This window comes from Dethiosulfatarculus sandiegensis, from assembly GCF_000931935.2.
GTDB classification, from domain to species: Bacteria; Desulfobacterota; Desulfarculia; order Desulfarculales; family Desulfarculaceae; genus Dethiosulfatarculus; species Dethiosulfatarculus sandiegensis.
Map to the genome: position 1 here is coordinate 85,714 of NZ_AZAC01000004.1, position 19,270 is coordinate 104,983.

General features: G+C 50.7%; 16 protein-coding genes. 8 read left to right on the top strand and 8 right to left on the bottom strand.

Going from position 1 to position 19,270, the window contains the following annotated elements; translation table 11 throughout:
* Window positions 1-21 precede the first annotated feature (21 nt).
* On the top strand, window positions 22-807 hold the full coding sequence (locus X474_RS04455; protein ID WP_044347043.1) for an aspartate/glutamate racemase family protein: 786 nt from the start codon (window positions 22-24) through the stop codon (window positions 805-807).
* A 131-nt stretch (window positions 808-938) separates the two neighbouring features.
* Here the strand turns inward: X474_RS04455 and X474_RS04460 are convergent, their stop codons facing one another.
* The 5 genes from X474_RS04460 to X474_RS04475 form a co-directional block, all read right to left on the bottom strand.
* Window positions 939-1,604, bottom strand: a complete 666-nt coding sequence (locus X474_RS04460; protein WP_197281977.1) for an RES family NAD+ phosphorylase — start codon at window positions 1,602-1,604, stop codon at window positions 939-941.
* Between the two features lie 33 nt (window positions 1,605-1,637).
* Window positions 1,638-1,997, bottom strand: coding sequence for a hypothetical protein (locus tag X474_RS26000; protein ID WP_156360619.1), 360 nt, complete (start codon window positions 1,995-1,997; stop codon window positions 1,638-1,640).
* Window positions 1,998-2,559: 562 nt separating this feature from the next.
* Window positions 2,560-3,270, bottom strand: coding sequence for an Abi-alpha family protein (locus X474_RS04465; protein ID WP_044347045.1), 711 nt, complete (start codon window positions 3,268-3,270; stop codon window positions 2,560-2,562).
* 185 nt (window positions 3,271-3,455) lie between these two features.
* On the bottom strand, window positions 3,456-4,064 hold the full coding sequence (locus X474_RS04470) for a LysE family translocator (RefSeq protein ID WP_044347047.1): 609 nt from the start codon (window positions 4,062-4,064) through the stop codon (window positions 3,456-3,458).
* Window positions 4,065-4,074: 10 nt separating this feature from the next.
* A complete protein-coding gene (locus X474_RS04475; protein WP_044347049.1) occupies window positions 4,075-4,905 on the bottom strand; it encodes an AraC family transcriptional regulator in 831 nt (276 codons plus the stop codon).
* 441 nt (window positions 4,906-5,346) lie between these two features.
* Between X474_RS04475 and X474_RS04480 the strand changes: the two genes are divergently transcribed.
* Both X474_RS04480 and X474_RS04485 read left to right on the top strand, forming a co-directional pair.
* Complete coding sequence (locus X474_RS04480; protein WP_197281971.1) at window positions 5,347-6,834, top strand: serine hydrolase; 1,488 nt, start codon at window positions 5,347-5,349, stop codon at window positions 6,832-6,834.
* A gap of 56 nt (window positions 6,835-6,890) precedes the next feature.
* Window positions 6,891-8,063 (top strand): serine hydrolase domain-containing protein, encoded by a 1,173-nt coding sequence (locus X474_RS04485; protein ID WP_044347050.1) that lies wholly within the window; start codon window positions 6,891-6,893, stop codon window positions 8,061-8,063.
* A gap of 13 nt (window positions 8,064-8,076) precedes the next feature.
* On the opposite strand, the gene X474_RS04490 is transcribed toward X474_RS04485, so the two are convergent.
* Together X474_RS04490 and X474_RS04495 are read right to left on the bottom strand one after the other, a co-directional pair.
* Window positions 8,077-8,721, bottom strand: coding sequence for a hypothetical protein (locus X474_RS04490; protein ID WP_044347051.1), 645 nt, complete (start codon window positions 8,719-8,721; stop codon window positions 8,077-8,079).
* 22 nt (window positions 8,722-8,743) lie between these two features.
* Entirely contained in the window at window positions 8,744-9,316 is a 573-nt protein-coding gene (locus tag X474_RS04495) for a pyruvoyl-dependent arginine decarboxylase (RefSeq protein WP_044347052.1), read from the bottom strand.
* A 308-nt stretch (window positions 9,317-9,624) separates the two neighbouring features.
* Between X474_RS04495 and speB the strand changes: the two genes are divergently transcribed.
* The 5 genes from speB to lpxC all read left to right on the top strand — a co-directional run bounded on the left by speB (window position 9,625) and on the right by lpxC (window position 17,212).
* Window positions 9,625-10,485: an agmatinase gene (speB, locus tag X474_RS04500; protein WP_044347053.1), complete on the top strand. Its 861-nt coding sequence runs from the start codon at window positions 9,625-9,627 to the stop codon at window positions 10,483-10,485.
* Between the two features lie 10 nt (window positions 10,486-10,495).
* Complete coding sequence (locus tag X474_RS04505; RefSeq protein WP_044347054.1) at window positions 10,496-11,584, top strand: homospermidine biosynthesis protein; 1,089 nt, start codon at window positions 10,496-10,498, stop codon at window positions 11,582-11,584.
* Between the two features lie 632 nt (window positions 11,585-12,216).
* Complete coding sequence (locus tag X474_RS04510) at window positions 12,217-15,165, top strand: glycosyltransferase family 39 protein (RefSeq protein WP_082464143.1); 2,949 nt, start codon at window positions 12,217-12,219, stop codon at window positions 15,163-15,165.
* Window positions 15,166-15,349: 184 nt separating this feature from the next.
* Window positions 15,350-15,967, top strand: a complete 618-nt coding sequence (gene mobA, locus X474_RS04515; RefSeq protein ID WP_044347057.1) for a molybdenum cofactor guanylyltransferase — start codon at window positions 15,350-15,352, stop codon at window positions 15,965-15,967.
* A gap of 327 nt (window positions 15,968-16,294) precedes the next feature.
* Window positions 16,295-17,212 carry a UDP-3-O-acyl-N-acetylglucosamine deacetylase gene (gene lpxC / locus X474_RS04520; protein ID WP_044347059.1) on the top strand — a complete coding sequence of 306 codons (918 nt, stop codon included), beginning with the start codon at window positions 16,295-16,297 and terminating at the stop codon, window positions 17,210-17,212.
* Window positions 17,213-17,299: 87 nt separating this feature from the next.
* Here lpxC and X474_RS04525 read toward each other — a convergent pair whose 3' ends face one another.
* A complete protein-coding gene (locus X474_RS04525; protein WP_044347061.1) occupies window positions 17,300-19,228 on the bottom strand; it encodes a TRAP transporter permease in 1,929 nt (642 codons plus the stop codon).
* Window positions 19,229-19,270: the final 42 nt, after the last annotated feature.

Here is a 19,270-nt window from a genome sequence, read left to right on the forward strand (position 1 = left end):
GGGATCGCATTACTTCAGATTATGCAGCAAGCTGAACAGAGAATAAGCAAAGAAAAGATTATCGGAATTGTCGGTGGGGTGGGGCCCTATGCCGGACTGGATCTAAATCGCAAGATTTACGACCACACTATCGCCCGTAGCGACCAGGAGCATTTGCCGGTGATTCTGGCTTCCTTGCCCTCTCATATAAATGACCGCACCCGCTACTTGTTGAAGCGTGATGTAGCCAACCCCGCCCAGAGCTTGTATGAGATCATTGTAATGCTGGAATCGGTCGGAGCCTGTGTGGCCGGGATTCCCTGTAACACGGCCCATGCCACAGAGATATTTCCCGAGATAGAGGCGAGCTTAAAACAGGGCGGACACCACATCAAGCTGCTAAATATGATTTCAGAGGTGGTAAGGGAACTGAAGGCAAAATTCGGCACCCATGCACCCATCGGTGTGCTCAACACCATGGGCACTTATAAAAGCGGTCTTTATAAGGACTATCTGGACCGGGGCGGCATCCCCACAATCCTGCCCGACGAAGCCTTGGCTCAAGAAGTCCACTCGGCAATATACCATCCCGAATATGGGATAAAGGCGCAATCAAACCCGGTTAGCCCGATGGCCTGCAAAACGGTGGAATTAGCTGTGCGGGCCCTCGGGCAGCAGGGTGCGGCTGCGGTGATCCTGGGCTGCACCGAGCTGCCACTGGCCTTGCCGGCCGATTCTCATGCGGGTGTCGGTTTGATTGACCCTGCCCGGATTCTGGCCCGTTCTTTGATCAAAGAGACTTACCCGGAAAAATTGAAATCACTTTAAGTAAGCCAAGAGAAGCAGCAAGCATATTCTTGGGGGCGCCTCAAAAGGGCCAAATCCTAACCTAGTGGCTGAGACTGCTTTCGGGGCGTCCTCACTCTACTTTAGCATTGAGAATTCACTGGAATAATTTACTAGATTTTGACAGGTCCAAAGTGAAATCCATACTTCACCTGACTAATAAACATTTTGTTGATGCACTTCACGGAAATACGGCCACTTTTTATCGGGTAACCAAAAAGCGCATAGTTTGGCACTGACAATGATTGTTCTATCTGTTGGTAATGAGGAACTTTTCTGTTTGATATGCCATATGTTGTCCTCAATGGCCTTACTCCCGTTTTTAATTCAGAAAAATAGGATGGGTAAGTCAAGCCATCAAATCCTGCTGATTTTGCAGCCATCGCTAGCGTACGGGTGACATCGTAAGAATGCTTACCAGCCAGGAATAACATGTTTATTGCGATGTCTAGGCTCTCAAATTCTGTTCCATCTTCTTCGAGAATGGCCGTGAGATCAAGCAGATTCAAGGAGTTGGTTGCATTTAAAGTTGCCACATAAAGTTCATCTTCAGCCGTAAATCGGCATTCGTGAACACATACCTCAATGTCTGGAGATGCGTACAATACGGGAAAACCTGGTGCGTCAAAACGTCCGTTGCCCGCTATTCCAATAGGTGGGCTATCGTATTCTTCAGGACAGTCTGCTCTCTTCGGATCTTTCCTAATACGATAGAAAGGTGCGTCTGGTTCTAATATTACAGATGGGTATTCTATAAAAATACGGTCAATAATTTCTATGTAGGTTGCTGGATTCTGGAGTTTACGAAGAGGTTATATTTCTCCGATCATCCATAATCTAGTTCCGTAATAAAATAGTTCTATACCGCAAAGATCCTCTAATAAATCTACATCATTCGACAAAGGATAAGGGAAGTTTACCTCACTATCGCTGCGGCGGTCATTAAGTTTGATGAGCGGAGCACCTCCATAGTCCATTCGCCTAAAAGATCCCCACTCGAAGAATAAGCGGGCCATTTTTATTAATAAATTTTCGGTGAGTTTAGCTCCTTCAGTTGCAGCACAATTCGGACAAGCATCAGGTGTTTTTTCTCCAAGTGAACTGGCAATTAACTGTAATCCTTGGTTTTTAAAACAAGAGCTGCAAGCGATGTATTTGAGCGATTTGGTCATTTTTCTGTAACTAAGTGGTTATCCATGAAATTAAAATTATCATTTTTTAAGTGATATAAAATGTTGTGTAAGATGAAAAATGTCAAGATACTGTCGGGCTACATATTGAAAATAATATCCCATAGATAACCTGACTTTCACTCTAATACTGCCAGATAGAACCCAGATTTAATAAGATAAGTTTTCCTGAGGTATAAGGATCTTCTCTTCAATTCATGGGACGTGGGTACAGCTTGATTATATTATGCGCCATCGTGTTTCGTTTTACTCACTGTGGTATGTTTTTACTTTTTAAAAATTATATAATGCAACTAAAAATTAGCTCTTCTCGTCATCTTTTTATTTCTCCTCGGTTTTATTACTTAATAAGTAAAAAGGACAATAAATTCACTATACTATTACAAGACTCTGTTACAGTAAAGTAAAAATTATCTATAATCCCGTCCGTTTGACTCGACCGGGGAGTGTGTATTATCTATCCGTAGTGTAAGCTATATCCCGAGTAATAAAAACGAACAATTTAGGGGGAGTTTTTTGGAAATTGAAAAGGACATATGGTATGTTACTCCATCAAGTCGGGTTTGTTCAAGAAGCTAATTAAGTCTTTTAAGAGGTCACTAATAATAAAGTGGCCTTCGGAATCCATTGTATCGACGTATCCAATCAATTGGGTTACTAAACCGGTCCTTTCAAGACGCTGTAAGATCATTCTAAGTGTGAATTCTTCAATGTTAGTAGATTCTGAAAGTTTCTTCCAGCTATGAGATCTTTCCCATTCGGTTATTTTTTCGCCAGAGAGTGGCTTGTCTTTTTGTAGCTCGTACAGATCCTTAATCACTCTTAACTCAATGGGTAAAAGCTCTGTCAGTATGGTCAAGTACAGTTCAGGATCTTGGTTCGAATTATCTGGTTCAATGGCAGCGCTCACCAAAATATGCGTATAGATTTTTATCTTTTCTTTGTGCCTAGTTTTAGCGGCCCCATCCATAGCCTTGAGAAGTAGGTCATAAAATTCTTCTGTTTTTAAAAAGTCTTTATTTATCTTCACTTCGTCAAGTTTAGATACCTTTTCTGCCATTTCCTGGAATAAAATTTCCCACCTTTGTAGGGTGAGTTTATTAGCCCTTGATGACAGGAACTCGTTTACTGGTATTCCAAAAATAGGAATAAATGCTATTCCTGAACGGATTAACCACTGATCGTTCAATTTTATAATGATTTGATCAATACCGTTGATTACAGGCTTAAGATTACCTTTTTTTTCCTTGGCCATATTTGGTTTCTACGATTAGGGTTTTAACCGAATCCTTTTTACTGATTTTACAACAGCATATACTTCAATGGAAGAATGCAATTCAACTTGTATCTTGTGTTTCCTGCGAGACAGAGGCAATATTTTCTTGCATAAATTGAAATACTGAGCAGTTTAGAACTTAAGACCCACAAAAAGGAATCCTTCTAACGCCCCAAAATCGCCGCATACACATGGTGATAACCCATATCCACCGCAACGGCGATCAGCATAAGGCCCATGACGATGTTTAAGTATTTCAAATAACCTGTGCCGCTGATATGCCGGGTGATGAAAGAGCTTAAGGCTGCGTAGAGCATGGGAGCGCCAAAGCCCAGCGCGCCAAGGCCGACGGACCAGACAGTGATCCATATGCCTTGTATTCCGGCTGCCGGGAACTGGATGGTGGTGACAGGCAGGACCACCAGCATGGCCTTGGGGTTTAAAAGCTGCATCAAAAATCCGTCTTTAAAGGTAAGCAGGGCAGGAGGTTCACTCGCGCCATTGGTCTGGACCTTGCTCGTCAATATCTTATAGGCCAGATACAGGATAAAGCAGACTCCCGCACCGGAAATGACCGGCAGCAGATTTTCATTGATAACCATGCTTCCCGTATAACCGATCAGGATAAACCAGAAGGACAGGGCGACCGCCACGCCCAGGCAAAACGGCGCGTGGGCGCTGACCTTTCTTTGGGCTCCGCAGTTCAAACTGAGGATATTCACAGGGCCGGGGGTGTACATAACGCCAATGGCTAGAAGCAGAATTCCGAGCATGGGTGAAACCTTATGCAGTCAATTGGGACTGGTATTGTTTGGGCGTGACGCCATATGCCCGCTTGAAATGGCGGTTCATATGGCTTGCATCGTAAAAGCCGAATTCATGGGCCACCCGGGTTGGGGAAAAGCCTTTTCGCAATACTTCACGGGCCTGGTTGATCCTGTGGTTAAGGATGTACTGGTGGGGAGTCAGGCCAAACTGGCTGCGAAATATGCGTATGAGGTGATATTTGGAGATATTGGCCACCCGGCTGAGATCATCGATTGAGATATCTTCTTCAATATTGTCGTGAATATAATCCCGCACTCTCAAGAGCTCTGCATCCTTCACCCCGGTCCAGTTGTTGGGCTGAAATATGCCCATTATCTTGGAAACCCGGCTAGCTATCCTGTAAAGGCCATGCTCGCACTCCAAGGGGGAATTATTTATTTCAAGAGCATTGCGGGATATCTCTAAAACCAGGGAGCTCAGAACAGGGTCTGCAAAGTGTGTTCGGGGAATCCGGTATTCGTTCAAGTCCTGATTGCTTGCGCATCCCATGAGCGGGTAGAACTTGCTCGGATTCAGATAAAGCATTGTATATTTCATGGTTTGGCCCAGGCCGGGGTTGCCGTCATGCACTTCACCGGGATTAAACAGAATGATATTGCCGGGCAAGCTCCTGAATTTGCTTCCCTTGCAGGAAAATTCCTGTACGCCCTTGGTGGTCACCCCAATGGCCAACTCCTCATGCGCGTGCTTGCCGTAGGAAAAATCCGACATAACCGCATTGAGGACCGTCACTCCCCTTGAGCGCCCTGTATCCAGAAATTTGAAACTGTTGGTTGCCTTTGCCATTTTTCATCCTCTGTTGTCTGTCATGGTACACAACTCGGAAAAGAAGAGCTTGGACAAAGTTGCTCGATTCAGGTGTTTTTCAGCCCCTGGCCGGGCAGATCGGAGGTAATTACCTAATCAGTAAAATCCCCTTTAGTTTTTCCGTCTCTCACATTCATCCGTTTAAACAAAGCAAAAACTCCGTCAAACAACAACACAAACCAAATTCTTTTCCCCGACCTGATCCAATCCCCCCCACCATCATGGAATTATTTGACTTTCTCTTCACTTAAGCGCGATTATGTTTCCTGACTCGATCTGTTTCATAGTATTTGCCTCCCTCTGTCAAACAAAGCCCCCAGGCAACATAAGAAGGGCGGAATCATGGTTTTGTTGATCACGCATTTTAAGCGACCTCTTGCCTTGCTTAGATCTTTTCAGCGGGAATTCAGGTTCAAGTTGATGATACTGATTTGGCTTATCGCTCTTTTCACACCTGTTAATTCATCTGCTTTGTCCCTGGAGGGTTTTGAGGCAGATGTCGAAAAATCAATGAAAATGTGGCAGGTGCCCGGCCTGGCCATGGCGATTGTGCAGGATGGGAAGCTTGTTTTCAGCAAGGGGTTTGGGGTGCGTAAGCTGGGGGAGGCGGCTCCGGTTGATTCGCAGACCTTGTTTGCGATCGGTTCTTCCAGTAAGGCCTTCACCGCAACCGCCCTGGCCATGTTGGTCGATGAGGGAAAGATTGATTGGGACACCCCGGTTGTGGGGATATTGCCGCGGTTTCGGCTTTCCGATCCCTGGGTGAGCGGCATATTGTGCCTGCGCGACATGCTCTCCCATCGCAGCGGTTTAAAGGGAGCCGATATCCTTTGGATATGGAAAGAGAACTACTTAAACCGCGAGCAGATTCTGGCGCGCATGCAATATGAGCCCATGGCCTTTCCTTTTCGCACCAAATGGCATTACAACAATTTGATGTTCTTGGCGGCAGGCCAGATGATTCCCGCGCTAACCGGTGTGAGCTGGGACAAGTTCATTCAGAAACGCATTTTTGCCCCCTTGGGAATGAAAAGCAGCAACACCAGCATAAGGCAGCTCTCCGGCCAAAAGAATCTGGCTGCTCCCCATGTGCTGGAAAACGGCAAGGTTGAGCCGATCAAATACCGCAGCGTGGATATGATGGCTCCGGCCGGGGCCATAAATTCCAATATCACGGATATGTCGAAATGGCTTCGTTTTCAGTTGGCCGGGTGCGTGTGGAAGGGCAAGACCATGGTGAAACCCAAAACGGTCAATCAAATGCGCTCGCCTCAGATAAGCATGCCCATACCCTATCCAACCGAGGCCTTGCCCGGGGCTCATTTTCTGGGTTATGGCCTGGCCTGGTTTTTACAGGATTATCAAGGGATAAAGGTGGTTCACCATGGTGGCAACATAGACGGAATGACCGCCTTGGTCGCCCTGGTGCCGGAAAAGGATTTCGGTTTTGTTATTTTAAGCAATCTGGACTGCACCCGGTTGCGCGATGTGTTGATGTATGAACTTTTGGACCGTTTGCTGGGCCGCAGACAGGCTGACTGGAATGGCTATTTTATGGCTTTGGAGAAAATGGACCGGGCTGCGGTGCAAGAGGGCATTCTGAAACGCCGCAAGGCCCGCAAAAAAGACACCAAACCCAGCCTGGCCTTAAAGGATTTCTGCGGGGAGTATGAGCATCCATATTTCGGCAAGGTGCAGATCAGCCTGAAAAAGGAAAGCCTCTGTTACCGGTACCAGACAAAAGAAGTAGGGTTGTCCCATTGGCATTACAACTCCTTTCAACGGCCCAACTGGTCGATCGAAGAACCGGGCATAGAACTGGTCACCTTTGAGTTGGATTCAAATGGCAAGGCGTCTTTTATGGTTGATGAGTCTATGGCCCGCTTTTCCAGGGCAGTGAATAAATAATTTTGCGGCTGTTTAAACTGATTTGTGGGCGGCTTTTTTCCGTAAGGAGAATCAGAATGGCACAGATAAGGCCCCTGAGAACAGATTCGGCAAGGCTGTCTGGTTTATTTGTTGGTATTCCTCTCCGGTTTAAACCGGTTTTCCATATTGTTGTCGTTTTAATCTTGCTCTTCACAGCGGATTTGTCCTGGGCCGAACCTGCCAAATTCAATCCCGCCCTGGCCCAGAGGTTGGATAAGTGTCTGCAGGAGTCTTTATCTGAGTTCAAGGTGCCTGGAGTCATCGCCTGGGTGCGCGGCCCAAAAGACCGCATATGGAAAGGTGCGGCAGGCTGGGCTGATTTAGCTCAAAAAATACCCATGTCGCCTTTTATGCATATGCGAATCGGCAGTGTGACCAAGACCTACACCGCAATGGTGATACTTCAACTTTGGGAAGAAGGATTCCTGGCTTTGGACCGGCCGTTGGCCGACTACCTGGATTTTCCCATTACAGGCGGCAATAAGATCACCATTCGACATCTTCTTCAAATGCGCAGCGGTTTGGGAAACTACAGTTTTAATAAAAAATTCGGTGCATTGATGGAGGACGAGCCCAACCGCAACTTCACCCCCGGGGAGTTGGTCAAATTCAGCAATTACACAGTCTGCGCCCCTGGAACCAGGTTTGATTACAACAATGCCAATTACATAATCCTCGGCATGATCATAGAAAAGCTGACCAAGAGCAGTTTCAGCGAGCAGGTAAAAAAGCGCATAATCAAACCCCTTGGCCTGAAACAAACCCTGGTTGCCGTCTCCTGCGCCATGCCTCAACCCTTTGCCAAGGGTTATCTGTTCCAAAAGGGCAAGGTGGTGAAGTCTGTCTGCCCCATGCAGCCTTCGGTCGCCTGGTCAGCCGGGAACATGCTTTCAACAGGCTCTGACCAGCTTGTCTGGGCGCAAGCCATGGCAGAGGGAAGCTTAATAAAGCGCAAGACCAGGGCTCTACAAAGGGAATTTCTGAACTGCCAAAAACCGGCTGGTCTTGCCTATGGCCTGGGCCTGGCCCGCTTTCACGGCGGGGTGGGGCACACCGGTAATTACAGCAATGCCTATACCTGTATTGTCATGCATTACAAGGGATACGACATTGTGATAATGGCCAATGGCCAGGCCAAAAACGGAAACCCCAAGCTCTCCAAAGCCTCAAATATTTATGCCAAATTGATAAAAGTGCTTGGGTTGTAACCGTATCTGGTCCTTAACTGTCATTTGTGATGCACCCTCTCCCTTGGCTACCCCTTTCGCAATCGGTTTTGTCAAACCGGCTGCAGGCAATGGGTTTGACGGGATGGATCCCGCAGAAAAAGGCGGGTTGGCCCATCGCCTGGAACAGGAAAGGGCAAAAGGGTTGGGGGTAAAGGGTCTCGCCTGCCAGGGCGTGATAAAAAAAGGGCGGATAGTCAATGCCCTGGGGCGGGTGGGGCACAGTGCCTGCGTGGCAGCAGCATTGGCCGCAGAGGTCGCACCAGCCTCCGTCTCCGATGAGCTGGTCTGCGTCAAGCCCCTGTTCGGGCCAGAGAACCAGGTCGGGCAGGTGTTTTTGGATTCTTAGATGTAGCTTGACAAAGGTCAAAACGGTTTCGGCAAGTTCGGGACTGTCCTGGTCCAGGGGCCTTGGGTGCAGAGGATTACCCCTTAAACCCCTTACCAGGGTGCGGAAGAGCATGGTCCAGGCCAGGTGAGGGGCTTGAATTCCCTCGAGGACAAGTTCGGCTTCAAAAGTTTCCGGCCAGATGGCATGCACCTGGCCGGAAAATCGCCTGTAATCAGGTTTGGTCTTTATTCGGGCAAGGCCCAGGCCGGTCAGCAGTTGCAAAACTCCGCAGTCACTTGCCTTGGACATGGGCCTCTCTCAGATCAGATGATTAACCGTTGTTTTCGGTCTCCATCCAGGACATGATCATAACCGCCGCCGCCACTGTGGTCACCCATTTACCTTCCTTGGGGCCCACAGCGGTTTGGGTGCAGGCGCTGGTGCGCACGATTTTTCCGGAAAGGCGGAAAACCTGCTTTTTTTCGTCCCAGCTCTGGTCAATATCAAAGTCAATGCCAAGGGAGTTGGCCAGCATCTCAGCGGCCAGGTCTTCGGCGTAATCACCGGTCTGACGGGCATTTTCGCCAAAACCCTTATGTTCGGAGAGATACCCGTAGTGGGATCCGTCGGCAGGCAGGGCCAGGCCTATGGAAGAGGACAAAAGCCTGTGCGGCTCATTGGTCTGGTTCCTGGCCATGACGCAAAAAAGAATCTGGCCAGGCTTGAGCATGGCTTCTCCCTTTTGCCGGGAGATAAGTTTACAGTGCGGGGGAAAAATACTGGACACATAGACCAGGTTTTGGGCCGAGACGCCTGCATCGCGCAGGGCCAATTCAAAGCTGGCCAGTTTTTCCCTGTGGATACCCTTACCTTTGGTGAGGTAGATGTACTTGGGTACAAGCATTGCCTCACTCCTTTCCACGCACAAGCCTTGGGGGCTTAAATAAAGGATGCTCTTAAGACCGGTTCCTGTAAAAAACACATCTTTCGCGTCAGTTCAGGACCTATGTTCTGATTATAATCTTAAGGGGTCTGAAAAAGGGCAATATAAGCCACAGCGCGACTTACTTTACCGGTAAAATATAGCTAGTCAACTTTAAAATATAGCGGGTTGAAATTTAAATTTTGCGCCTTTGTTGCAGCCTTTGCAACCCGGTCCTATACTGTCGCCAACATACTGTTTTAAAAGGAGGATCAGTCATAGAAACTTCAATGTTGACATTTGGAGGAATACCCGGGCCGCATCCTGAAAAAGCCAGGGCCTCGCTTATTCCGGTTCCCCTGGAAGAGACTGTCTGCTACCGGTCCGGAACATCCCTCGGCCCGGCCGCTATTGTCATGGCCAGTTGCCAGATGGAACTCTATGACGAAGTGCTGATGACCCAACCCATAGACCAGGGCATCTTGACTTTGCCTGCGGTTGATGTGCGGGGCGGTTCGGAAAAGGCGCTTGCCCGGATCGAGGAGGCAGTGGCCAAGGAGCTTGAGGCGGGCAGGTTGCCGGCCATGATCGGCGGGGAGCATACCATTACCTTGGGAGCCTTAAGGGCTCTCACCAGCAAAAGGGGTGCGGACTTCACAGTGCTGGTGTTGGATGCTCATCTGGATTTGCGCGAGTCCTATGAGGGCACAGAACTTTCCCACGCCTGTGTGATGAAACGGGCCCTGGACCTGGGGCTTGATGTGCGGCACCTGGGCGCCAGATCATGTTCCGCGCCTGAGGCTGCGCTGGTAAAGGAAAAGGGCCTCAAGCCCATGTGGGCCCATATGATACGCAAAAATCCGGATTGGATAAATACGTCGCTTTCCGGTATACAAGGGCCGGTTTATCTGAGCCTGGACCTGGACGGCCTGGACCCGTCCTGTCTGGCCGCCACCGGCACTCCGGAACCGGGCGGGCTTTATTGGCATGAGCTCACAGACTGGCTTTTGGCTGTGGCGGAAAAACACGAGATCATAGGTCTGGATGTGGTGGAACTGGCGCCCCTGGCCGGTCAGGCGGTCTCGGACTTCACCGCCGCCAGGCTGCTTTACCGCGCCCTGGGACTTGCCCTGGGGTGCAGGCCTCTTTAGAGGAGGGATAATGAATCATCTGAACAAGGGGCCTTCCATTGCCCCGCCTCCCATGACCCCGGGGGTGACCATCAAGGAAATGGTCGAAAGCCATTTCACCGCTTATAACGCGGCCCGGCTCAGGGAAGGGGCCATGCTGTGGTCCAATCTCATGGCCAGGGAAGATGTAACCGTGGGCCTGACCGTGACCGGCGCGCTCACTCCGGCTGGCCTGGGGGCATCCTGCCTTACTCCCCTGGTAAGACGGGGGTTTGTGGATTTCATCATTTCAACCGGGGCCAATCTGTATCACGATGCCCATTTCGCCCTGGGGCTTGATCTCCACCAGTCCAGCCCCTATGCGGATGACTGCCGCTTAAGGGAAGAGGGCCTGGTGCGCATCTACGATATAGTAATGGATTACAGGGTGTTGCTTAAGACAGACGCCTTTTTCAGAAAGGTCTTGGAAGCCCCGGAGTTCAACCGCACCATGGGGTCGGCCGAGTTCCATCACCATATCGGTCGTTACCTGGGAGAGCGGCAGCGCATCCTGGGGTTGGGCGATGTGAGCCTTTTGAGCGCCTGCCAGGAGATGGATGTACCGGTCTATACCTCAAGCCCGGGCGACTCCTCCATAGGCATGAACGCCGCCGCCATGAAACTGAAAGGGATCGGTCCGGACTGGGATGTGAACCGGGATGTCAATGAAACCGCGGCCCTTATCCTGAACGCCAAACGTCAGGGCGGCAAGACCGGGGTGGTGATTTTGGGCGGCGGTTCGCCCAAGAACTTCATGCTGCAGACAGAGCCCCATTTGCAGGAGGTCCTGGGCATCGATGAAAAAGGCCATGACTATTTCCTGCAGGTCACAGACGCCAGACCCGATACCGGCGGTTTGAGCGGGGCCACACCTTCCGAGGCGGTTAGCTGGGGCAAGGTGGATCCAGGCGCATTGCCCCATACTGTGGTCTGCTATACGGACAGCACCATAGCCCTGCCGATGATGGCTGCTTATCTTATTGAAACCAGGGGGGAAAGAACCCCCAAACGCCTTTATAGCCAAAGGGATCAGGCCCTTGACCTGCTTAAAAGAGAAGCGGGCTCGGCTGTTAGGGAATGATGTTTGCTGACAAAGTCCTCCTGGGCTTTGTCAGAGGCCATCTGGCAAAAACTTGGGTTTTGCCAAGTGGCTTTAATTACTCGTCTTAAGAAAGCCTCGCAATTCGACGGGCCATGAAACACCCGAAAAACCAAAGATTTTCGAGGTGTTTTATGGCCCGCTTTCAGGCTGTTTGCCAACAGCCTGATAAAAACAAATGCACAAGCTGAATAATATCGATTCCCGCCTGCCTTGCTGAAACAAGTATCTGCACATCCTTACACTTAAATGCCGGTTGACAAAAAAGTATGTTCTGTAACATGCTGTCAATTCAGGATACAAGTTTAGCCGGAAATAATTTTTGTGCCGGAACAATGGTAAAACGTCGTTTTTATTTGCAGATACGCGCTGAATCCGGCATTAAATAAGTATCGAAAAAAGTCCGTTGAATTAAATTAGGGGAAAAATCCAACCGGGATTGAGTCTTTTTGGGGGGGAGGTTTCATTGCCTGAAGGCATATTATTGGCTGATCATCCCCTTTTGGAAAAGAAAAGCTCGGGCAATTTTTATGCCGACCGCGTCCGGGGAAAAGCTTAACCGCGCGGCCCTCTGTATTGAGACGCCTGCCCCACCTCTCTTTTGGGATTGATAAATGCGAATATGGTCCGTGGTCCCGGCTGTGCTGGCCGGTGCGTTACTGGGGCTCAGATCACAGTTGTATTATCTGAGCAATGTGTCTTGGGAAGAGCCTTTTCTGCGACTGGCTATTGGTTTTGCGGCGGGAGGCGGCCTGCTTGGCCTGTTGGATTATGCCCTGGCCAGGGCGCTGAAACGCATTGCCCCGAGCTGGCAGGAACGCATCAATTTAAGCCTTTTCTGGTCCCTTTTGATAGTAGCCCTTTTGGGCTGGTATTTCTGGGAGCCCCTCGCGGAAAAAGGGCTCTTTTTTTTGCTGCTTCTTCCCTTTTTACTGGCTTTGGGCCTGGGGCTGCTGTGGGGGAAATACCAAACCGGCCAAGATTCCCTGGACCGTTTGTGGCCTTTTTTGCTGGGCCTGGTATTGCTGGCCGGTTTGGGCTTGCGTTTAAGCGGCATAGTCCATGGGCTGCCGGATTTTATCTGCCATTGCGACACACCCAAACAACTGGCCCTTTTGCCGAGTTTCATGGCCGGGGACCTTATACCGCCCACGAGCTACCCGGTGGGGCATATTTATATGTATGCCGCCATATTAAAGGCCCTTTTCGCTGTTCTGCCCCTGGAACAACCCTCAGCCGTGCTCACCAGTTTCACCCTGCCTGAGTTTTCGGTTTATATCCTTTTGGTAAGGGGATTCCAATCCCTGATCGGGGCCTGCATTCCGCTGTTGGCCTTTTTAGTGGCCCGGCGTTTGTGGGGAAGGGGCGTCGGCATCCTGGCCGCTTTTCTGATTGCCTTTGATTCCCTGCACCTCACCTATTCCTGGGAGGCAATGGGCGAGGTTCCCCAGACCTTTTGGGTCTTTGTGGCCCTTTTATTCTCCGTGCGCATTTTTCAGGAGGATAACTGGTATGACTACCTGGCGGCAGGATTGGCGGCCGGTCTGGCCGCAGCCACCAAGATTTATGGCGGCTATATCCTCATAGCGGTTTTGGCGGCTCACTTTTTGAAGCCAAACCGGGATCATAAACTGCTTTTGGCAGCTCTTTTGGTATCCGCCCTGGGCGCTTTAATTTGCACACCCTATGCCTGGCTGGACCCCATGGGATGGTGGGCCAATCTGCAGGAGGAGTCTGCACGCCAATACAGGGCCGGTCGAGGCTACAGCCCGTGGTTGGGCTTTTCCTATTTTTGGCAGGCCTTGTCATATCGGCTCTCCCCCTGGTGGCTGGCCGCAGGCCTGGGCGGGCTTTTGGCTCTTTTGTCCAGGCGAAAAAAAGCGGACTGGGTTTTTTTGGCGCCAGCCTTGTGCTCCCTGGTTTTAATCTTCGGCTTCAGGCTGCGTTACTTGAGGGATTGGGATCTGGTGAATCTCACACCTTACCTATCCTTGTGTGCGGCATTTTGCTTCTTTTTCATCTGGCAAAGAATCAATCGGAATATAGCTGCTAAAAGGGTGGTCCTGGTGATGGGCCTGGTGGCTCTTTTACTGCACGGAATGGGTGGAATAAGCGATGCCTGGCTGGCGCGTCAGCCGGACACCCGCGGCTTTGCCCTGGACTGGATGCAAAAGTATATGCCCAAAGGCTCCATCTTGTGGGCAGAGGCCCCCTTTTCCAGCGGTATGGCGTTTTGGCCTCATTATCTGCCCAAAGTCAAATATAAACCTGCAACGGTTGAAAAGGTCTTGCGGCAAAAGGCATGTCCAAAATCCGTAAAGCCCCATGATATGCTGGCCATAGAAAGGGTCTGGAACCAGGATTTGTTAAGGACCGATCTGGCCGAGCCCTTAAAGGTTTTCAAGCTGCGCAGCGGTTACTGGGAAAACCCGCAGATAAGCTTTTTCAACTGCCGGGCCAGAAAATACGATCCCCTGGTCTTGAGGACCCATCTACGGATAATGCCCCAGAAATCATGGTTCATGAATACACCCTGGGACTGGGACCGGGTCATGGATCTTTATTGCACGCCCAAGCCAAGGAAAAGCCTGATTTATGCCAATCACGGCCTGGGGCGAATGGGATACCTGGCCCTGGGGCATGCCAAGACCAGCTTTTTCATGGGACCGCATTATGGATTTCCCCTGAAAGTGGAGTCCGGCGGGCTTGCCAGGGGCTATTTCAGCCCGGTGAGAAAAATATTGCCCTTAACCCCCAATGCCTACGGTCTGAGCTTGAATGAGGTGGATAAAAAGCAGGTGCTTTGGATGGGGGTGTATCCTTCACCGGTTCAGATGATGCCCCTTTTGGCCAGGGCTAAAGACTGGGCAGGTGTGCTTGAGGCCTGGGAAAATTCGGAAATAAGGCAAAAAAATATCCCAGAGGCCCTTTTGTTCAGGGCCGTAGCTCAAAAGGCTTTGGGTAAAGGGAGCCAGGCCCGGAAAACCATTGAGGAACTTAAGCAAAAGCACCCCGGATTTTTGGCGAACTATAGAAAAATGCAGGAAAAATCAGGCCAAGAATTTTTAAGATCCCTGGCTGATATGGCATCTGTGCCCTTGTCATATTTGGAGGTGGAAAACGCCGGTTGGCCACTTTCTGATCTGGAAAGGAAGCTCCGCCAGAAACAAGGCCAATATTTGGGCCAGGAGGTCAATAAAAAAGGGTATTATCATCTTTGGTTGCCTGATCTTTATCTGCCGGGGTTCGCTAAGATGAAGCTGGTATTGACTCGGAAAGGCCACGCGGCAAAACCGGGCAAAAGGGTCAAGATAAGGGTGGTGGGGCATTACGCCCATTATTTTACCAAGGACCTCGCCAAGTTGGAGCTTGAGCAATCCGCCGCCGGGGAATATGACCTCTCTTTTGAACTCCCCAGGGGGCCGCTCAGGCTGGAGGTGGTGATGGAATCAGAGGAAATTTCGAGCATCGAGCTTGCCAAGGTCAAGGTGTCGCCTGATCTTAAAAAAGAGCATGAGTGGCGTTGTGATATTTTCAGCTCTGTTTGGGCGGAATTGCCTTGAGCTGTATCTGACAGGGTAAATGCCCTGAAAAAGCCGGTAAAGGTGCAATAGAACCGGTTTGGGCGGTATAAACTATCATTCAATAAAACTATGCGCCGCCCCGCTCAACAGGCTGTTTACGGGTGGCCGCCCGTCTCAAGATTCTTTGAATGACAGGAAAATATAAAGATCCGGAGTTGCTATTTTGCTTGAAGAACAAAACAACCTCCCTTTGGGTGTTATTCTGGCCGGCGGGCCGGGGCGGCGCTTGGGAGGCGGTAAGCCCTGGCGCACCATAGGCGGAAAAAGGCTGATCGATATTGCCCTTTGCACCTTGCAGTCGGTGTGCCCTGATTGTGTGATAGTTACGGGCGATGCGGCTGCCATGGCCGATCAGCCCTGCCGGATCATTGCCGATCGCTGGCCCGGCCAGGGTCCATTGGCAGCCATTGCCACAGCCCTTATGGATACAGAGGCCCAGGAAATATTGGTTATGCCGGTGGATATGCCTCTGGTGGATCCGTCTCTTTTACGGCTGATAATTGAACGGTCCCCGGGCCAGTCGGCCGTGGCCCCCATGGGCCCCAGGGGCCCTCAGCCCCTTTTGGCCCTTTATCGCAGATCCTGTCTGCCCCATGCCCTGAGGCTTTTGGAACAAGGCGAAAGAAGACCCAGGATTTTTTTGAAGTTGCTCAAGGCAGGCCTCATATCCTGGCAGGAGGTTCAAGACCTGGACCCGAAGGGCACCGGTTTTCTGAATATCAATTTCCCCGAAGACCTGGAGCAGGCCAGGCAGCTCTTAGCTCAAAAGTGTGGTGTTTGACACACTGGGTGGGTGTGTGTGGTTTTGACCACACGAAAGAAGTCTGAAGTATATGTGTTTTAATAGTAATTATAAGGCTAGGCTAAACCACATAACTATTTGTTTGTAAATACTTTTTTTGTTTCGTTCTTTTATTGCATCGAGTTGGCTTGATTATTGCTTATAAAAATTGCCGGATGCCGACCAATCGACCGGGGGGTTGATCGGGTCGGCTCTCACGGGGACAAAACGGGGAAACCGGGTGCGGCTCCTGTTAGCAAGGTGGGACGCCCCATTGATCTGAACTTCAGCCCATAAAAGGGTTTGCATAGAAGGCAACTAAGCAATATGCACTATTTCCAACGGACATTGAAACGTCCCGTAACCTGCACAGGCATTGGTCTTCATTCCGGCAAAAAGGTAACCTTGAGCTTAAGGCCCGCCGAGCCCAACACAGGGGTTCTGTTTAAGCGGACCGATGTGCCGGGATCCGCGCTTATTCCTGGAGACGTTCACAATGTAGTGGATACACGCTTCTGCACCACTGTTGGCCGGGGCGATTTAAGGATTTCCACTGTGGAACACCTCATGAGCGCCTTGGCCGGCCTGGGGGTGGACAATGTTCTGGTGGAAGTGGACTCGCCGGAGATCCCCATTATGGACGGATCGTCCGCGCCGTTTGTTTTTTTGATCAAAAACGCAGGTCTGACTTCTCAAAGGGCTCCGCGCCAGTTCTATCAGGTAAGACGCAAGGTCACCATTTCCGAGGGGGACAAGCAGGTAACGGTCATGCCCGCGGATGAGATGCGGGTGGACTTTACCATAGAGTTTGACCATCCCCTGATCCGCACCCAGCGCATGGGCTTTGAGTTGGATTCTTCCAACTATGACAAGAACATCAGCCGGGCCCGCACCTTTGGTTTCCTCTCCGATCTGGCGATGCTCAAGGAGCATAACCTGGCTTTGGGCGGTTCCCTGGATAACGCGGTTGTGGTTGATGACTATCAGGTTCTGAACGAAGACGGCCTCAGATTCCCCGACGAGTTTGTGCGCCACAAAATTCTGGACTTTATCGGCGACCTTTCCTTAGTGGGACGCCCCATTGTGGGAGCCTTTGTGGCTCATAAATCAGGGCATGATCTGAACAACCAGCTTTTCCGCAAGTTCTTGGCCGATCCTCAGGCCTGGGAGTTGGTCACTCCGGAAAAACCCCAGTTGCAGGCAATCCCTTCGGTTGCTCCGGTTTTGGAACAGGCCGTGGCCTGATATCTCCCCGGCTTAAAGTAAAAAATCAAGAGCCCGCTTGTTTAAGACAGACAAGCGGGCTCTTTTTGTTCTTATGTCCGGTTGATTTTATTTTTGTTGCCTGGTGTTAACCCAAAAGGTAGCCAGGCCGAGCAGCAATCCTGCCAGGTCTGTAAAAGGCTCCGGCACCAACAGCATGGCCCCGGCCAGGGCAAAGAAGACCCTTTGCAGAATATTGGCTTTCTTAATGAACCAGCCTTCAAATCCAGCTTCCAAAAAGGCCGCTCCAATCAATCCGCTCAAAAGGGCCAGCCCAACCAGCCAGGGATTGCCCAACCCCAGGAGAACAGGGTCCCAGACAATAAAAAAGGGAATCAAGAACAAGGGAACGCCCAGACGCATGGCCCGCCAGCCAATATTCATGACACTGGCCCCGGATATGCCAGAGGCCACGTAAAGGGCCAGGCCCACCGGCGGGGTGATGGCAGCCACCACGCAGAACATAAAGACAAAGAAATGGGCTGCTATCGGTGCGGCTCCCATCTCAATCAGGGCGGGAATGCTGATATAGACCATCATCAGATAAACCGCCGGGATCACCATGCCCATGCCCAGGATAATGCAGGCCGCGGCTGTGAGTAAAAGCCCCAGGACCAGGTTGCCGCCCGAGGCTGAGACAATAGCCGTGGAGAGACGGTCACCTAAGCCCGAGACATAAAAGGTGCCTACAATGATTCCCACCACTGCACAGGCAATGGTGACCACAATCCCTGTTTTGGCTCCTATCTCAAGGGCATGCAACACACTTTGGGCCGTAAGGCGGGTTTCTTTTTTAAAGGAGGAGGCCACCCATAAACTGACCACGGACAAGACCCCCACTAGACCAAGGCCGTAACCTTTGGCCATTAGGCCCAGTAGAACCAAAAACGGTAGAAATACGGGCCAACCCTGAGCCAGACTTTTAGCCAGCCCCGGCACTTCTGCGGCGGGCAGGCCGGAAAGCCCCTTGCGCTGGGAATAGAAATGCACCCCAAAGATAACGCAGCAATAGAAAATCAGGCTTGGTATCAGGGCATTGGCGCAGACCTCAAGATAGGAGATCTCCAAGAACGCGGCAATGATAAAGGCTGTGCTGCCCATGATCGGCGGAACCATCTGACCGCCGGTGGAGGCGCAGGATTCCACGGCCCCTGCCGTGGCGGGGTCAAACCCCAGTTTTTTCATCATGGGTATGGTGAAACTGCCGGTGGCCGCCACATTGGCCGAAGGCGCTCCCTGCATCATGCCCACAAAGGCGCTTCCGATAACCGCCACCTTGGCCGGTCCTCCTGAATAGCGCCCGGCCAGGGCGTTGGCCAGAAGTACAAACTGTCGGTCAACTCCGGAGACTAAAAGGAAACCCACAAAAATCAGAAAGGTGACCAGGTAATTGGTGCAGACCGTAAGCGGGATGCTGAATATGCCTGCTTCCGGCTGCATGAAGATAACCTCGCAGGTCATTTTCCAGCTGACCGGAAAACCATAGAGCCAGCCCCAGAGATGGTCTGAGAAAAGATTGACCAAAAGGAAAAACAGGCTGATGGCGACGATGGGCCAACCCAGACAGCGCCTGCCCAGCTCCAAAAGCACAACTATGAAAATGCTTGAGACCAGCCGGTCCACGGGCAGGGACGAGGACATGCGAAAGGCGCTGAAGTGCTCCCAGTCCAAAAGTACATAGATCGTGCCGGCCAAAACCGCCAGGGCCAGGGCCAAGTCCAGGAAAAACCAGGGCGTCAGCTTGCTTTTCCAGGTTTCCCTGCCCAGGGGATAAAAGAAAAGACCCAATAATATGAAGAGACTTAAAGTGACAAGCCTTTGGGGATAAGGGCTTAATCCTCCGAAATAACCGGTGAATAAATGAAAAAGCCCGATCATGACAATGAAGGTCATCATTACTAGAGGTATCAGGCGGGGAACGCAGAGTTCATTGTCCGTCAAGACAGCCTCGGTCACACTCCCCTGGCCCCAACTTTTTTTAGGTTTCATTCCGGGCATTTATCTTTAATCCTTGATGTGGATTGTGAAGGGGCTCATTTT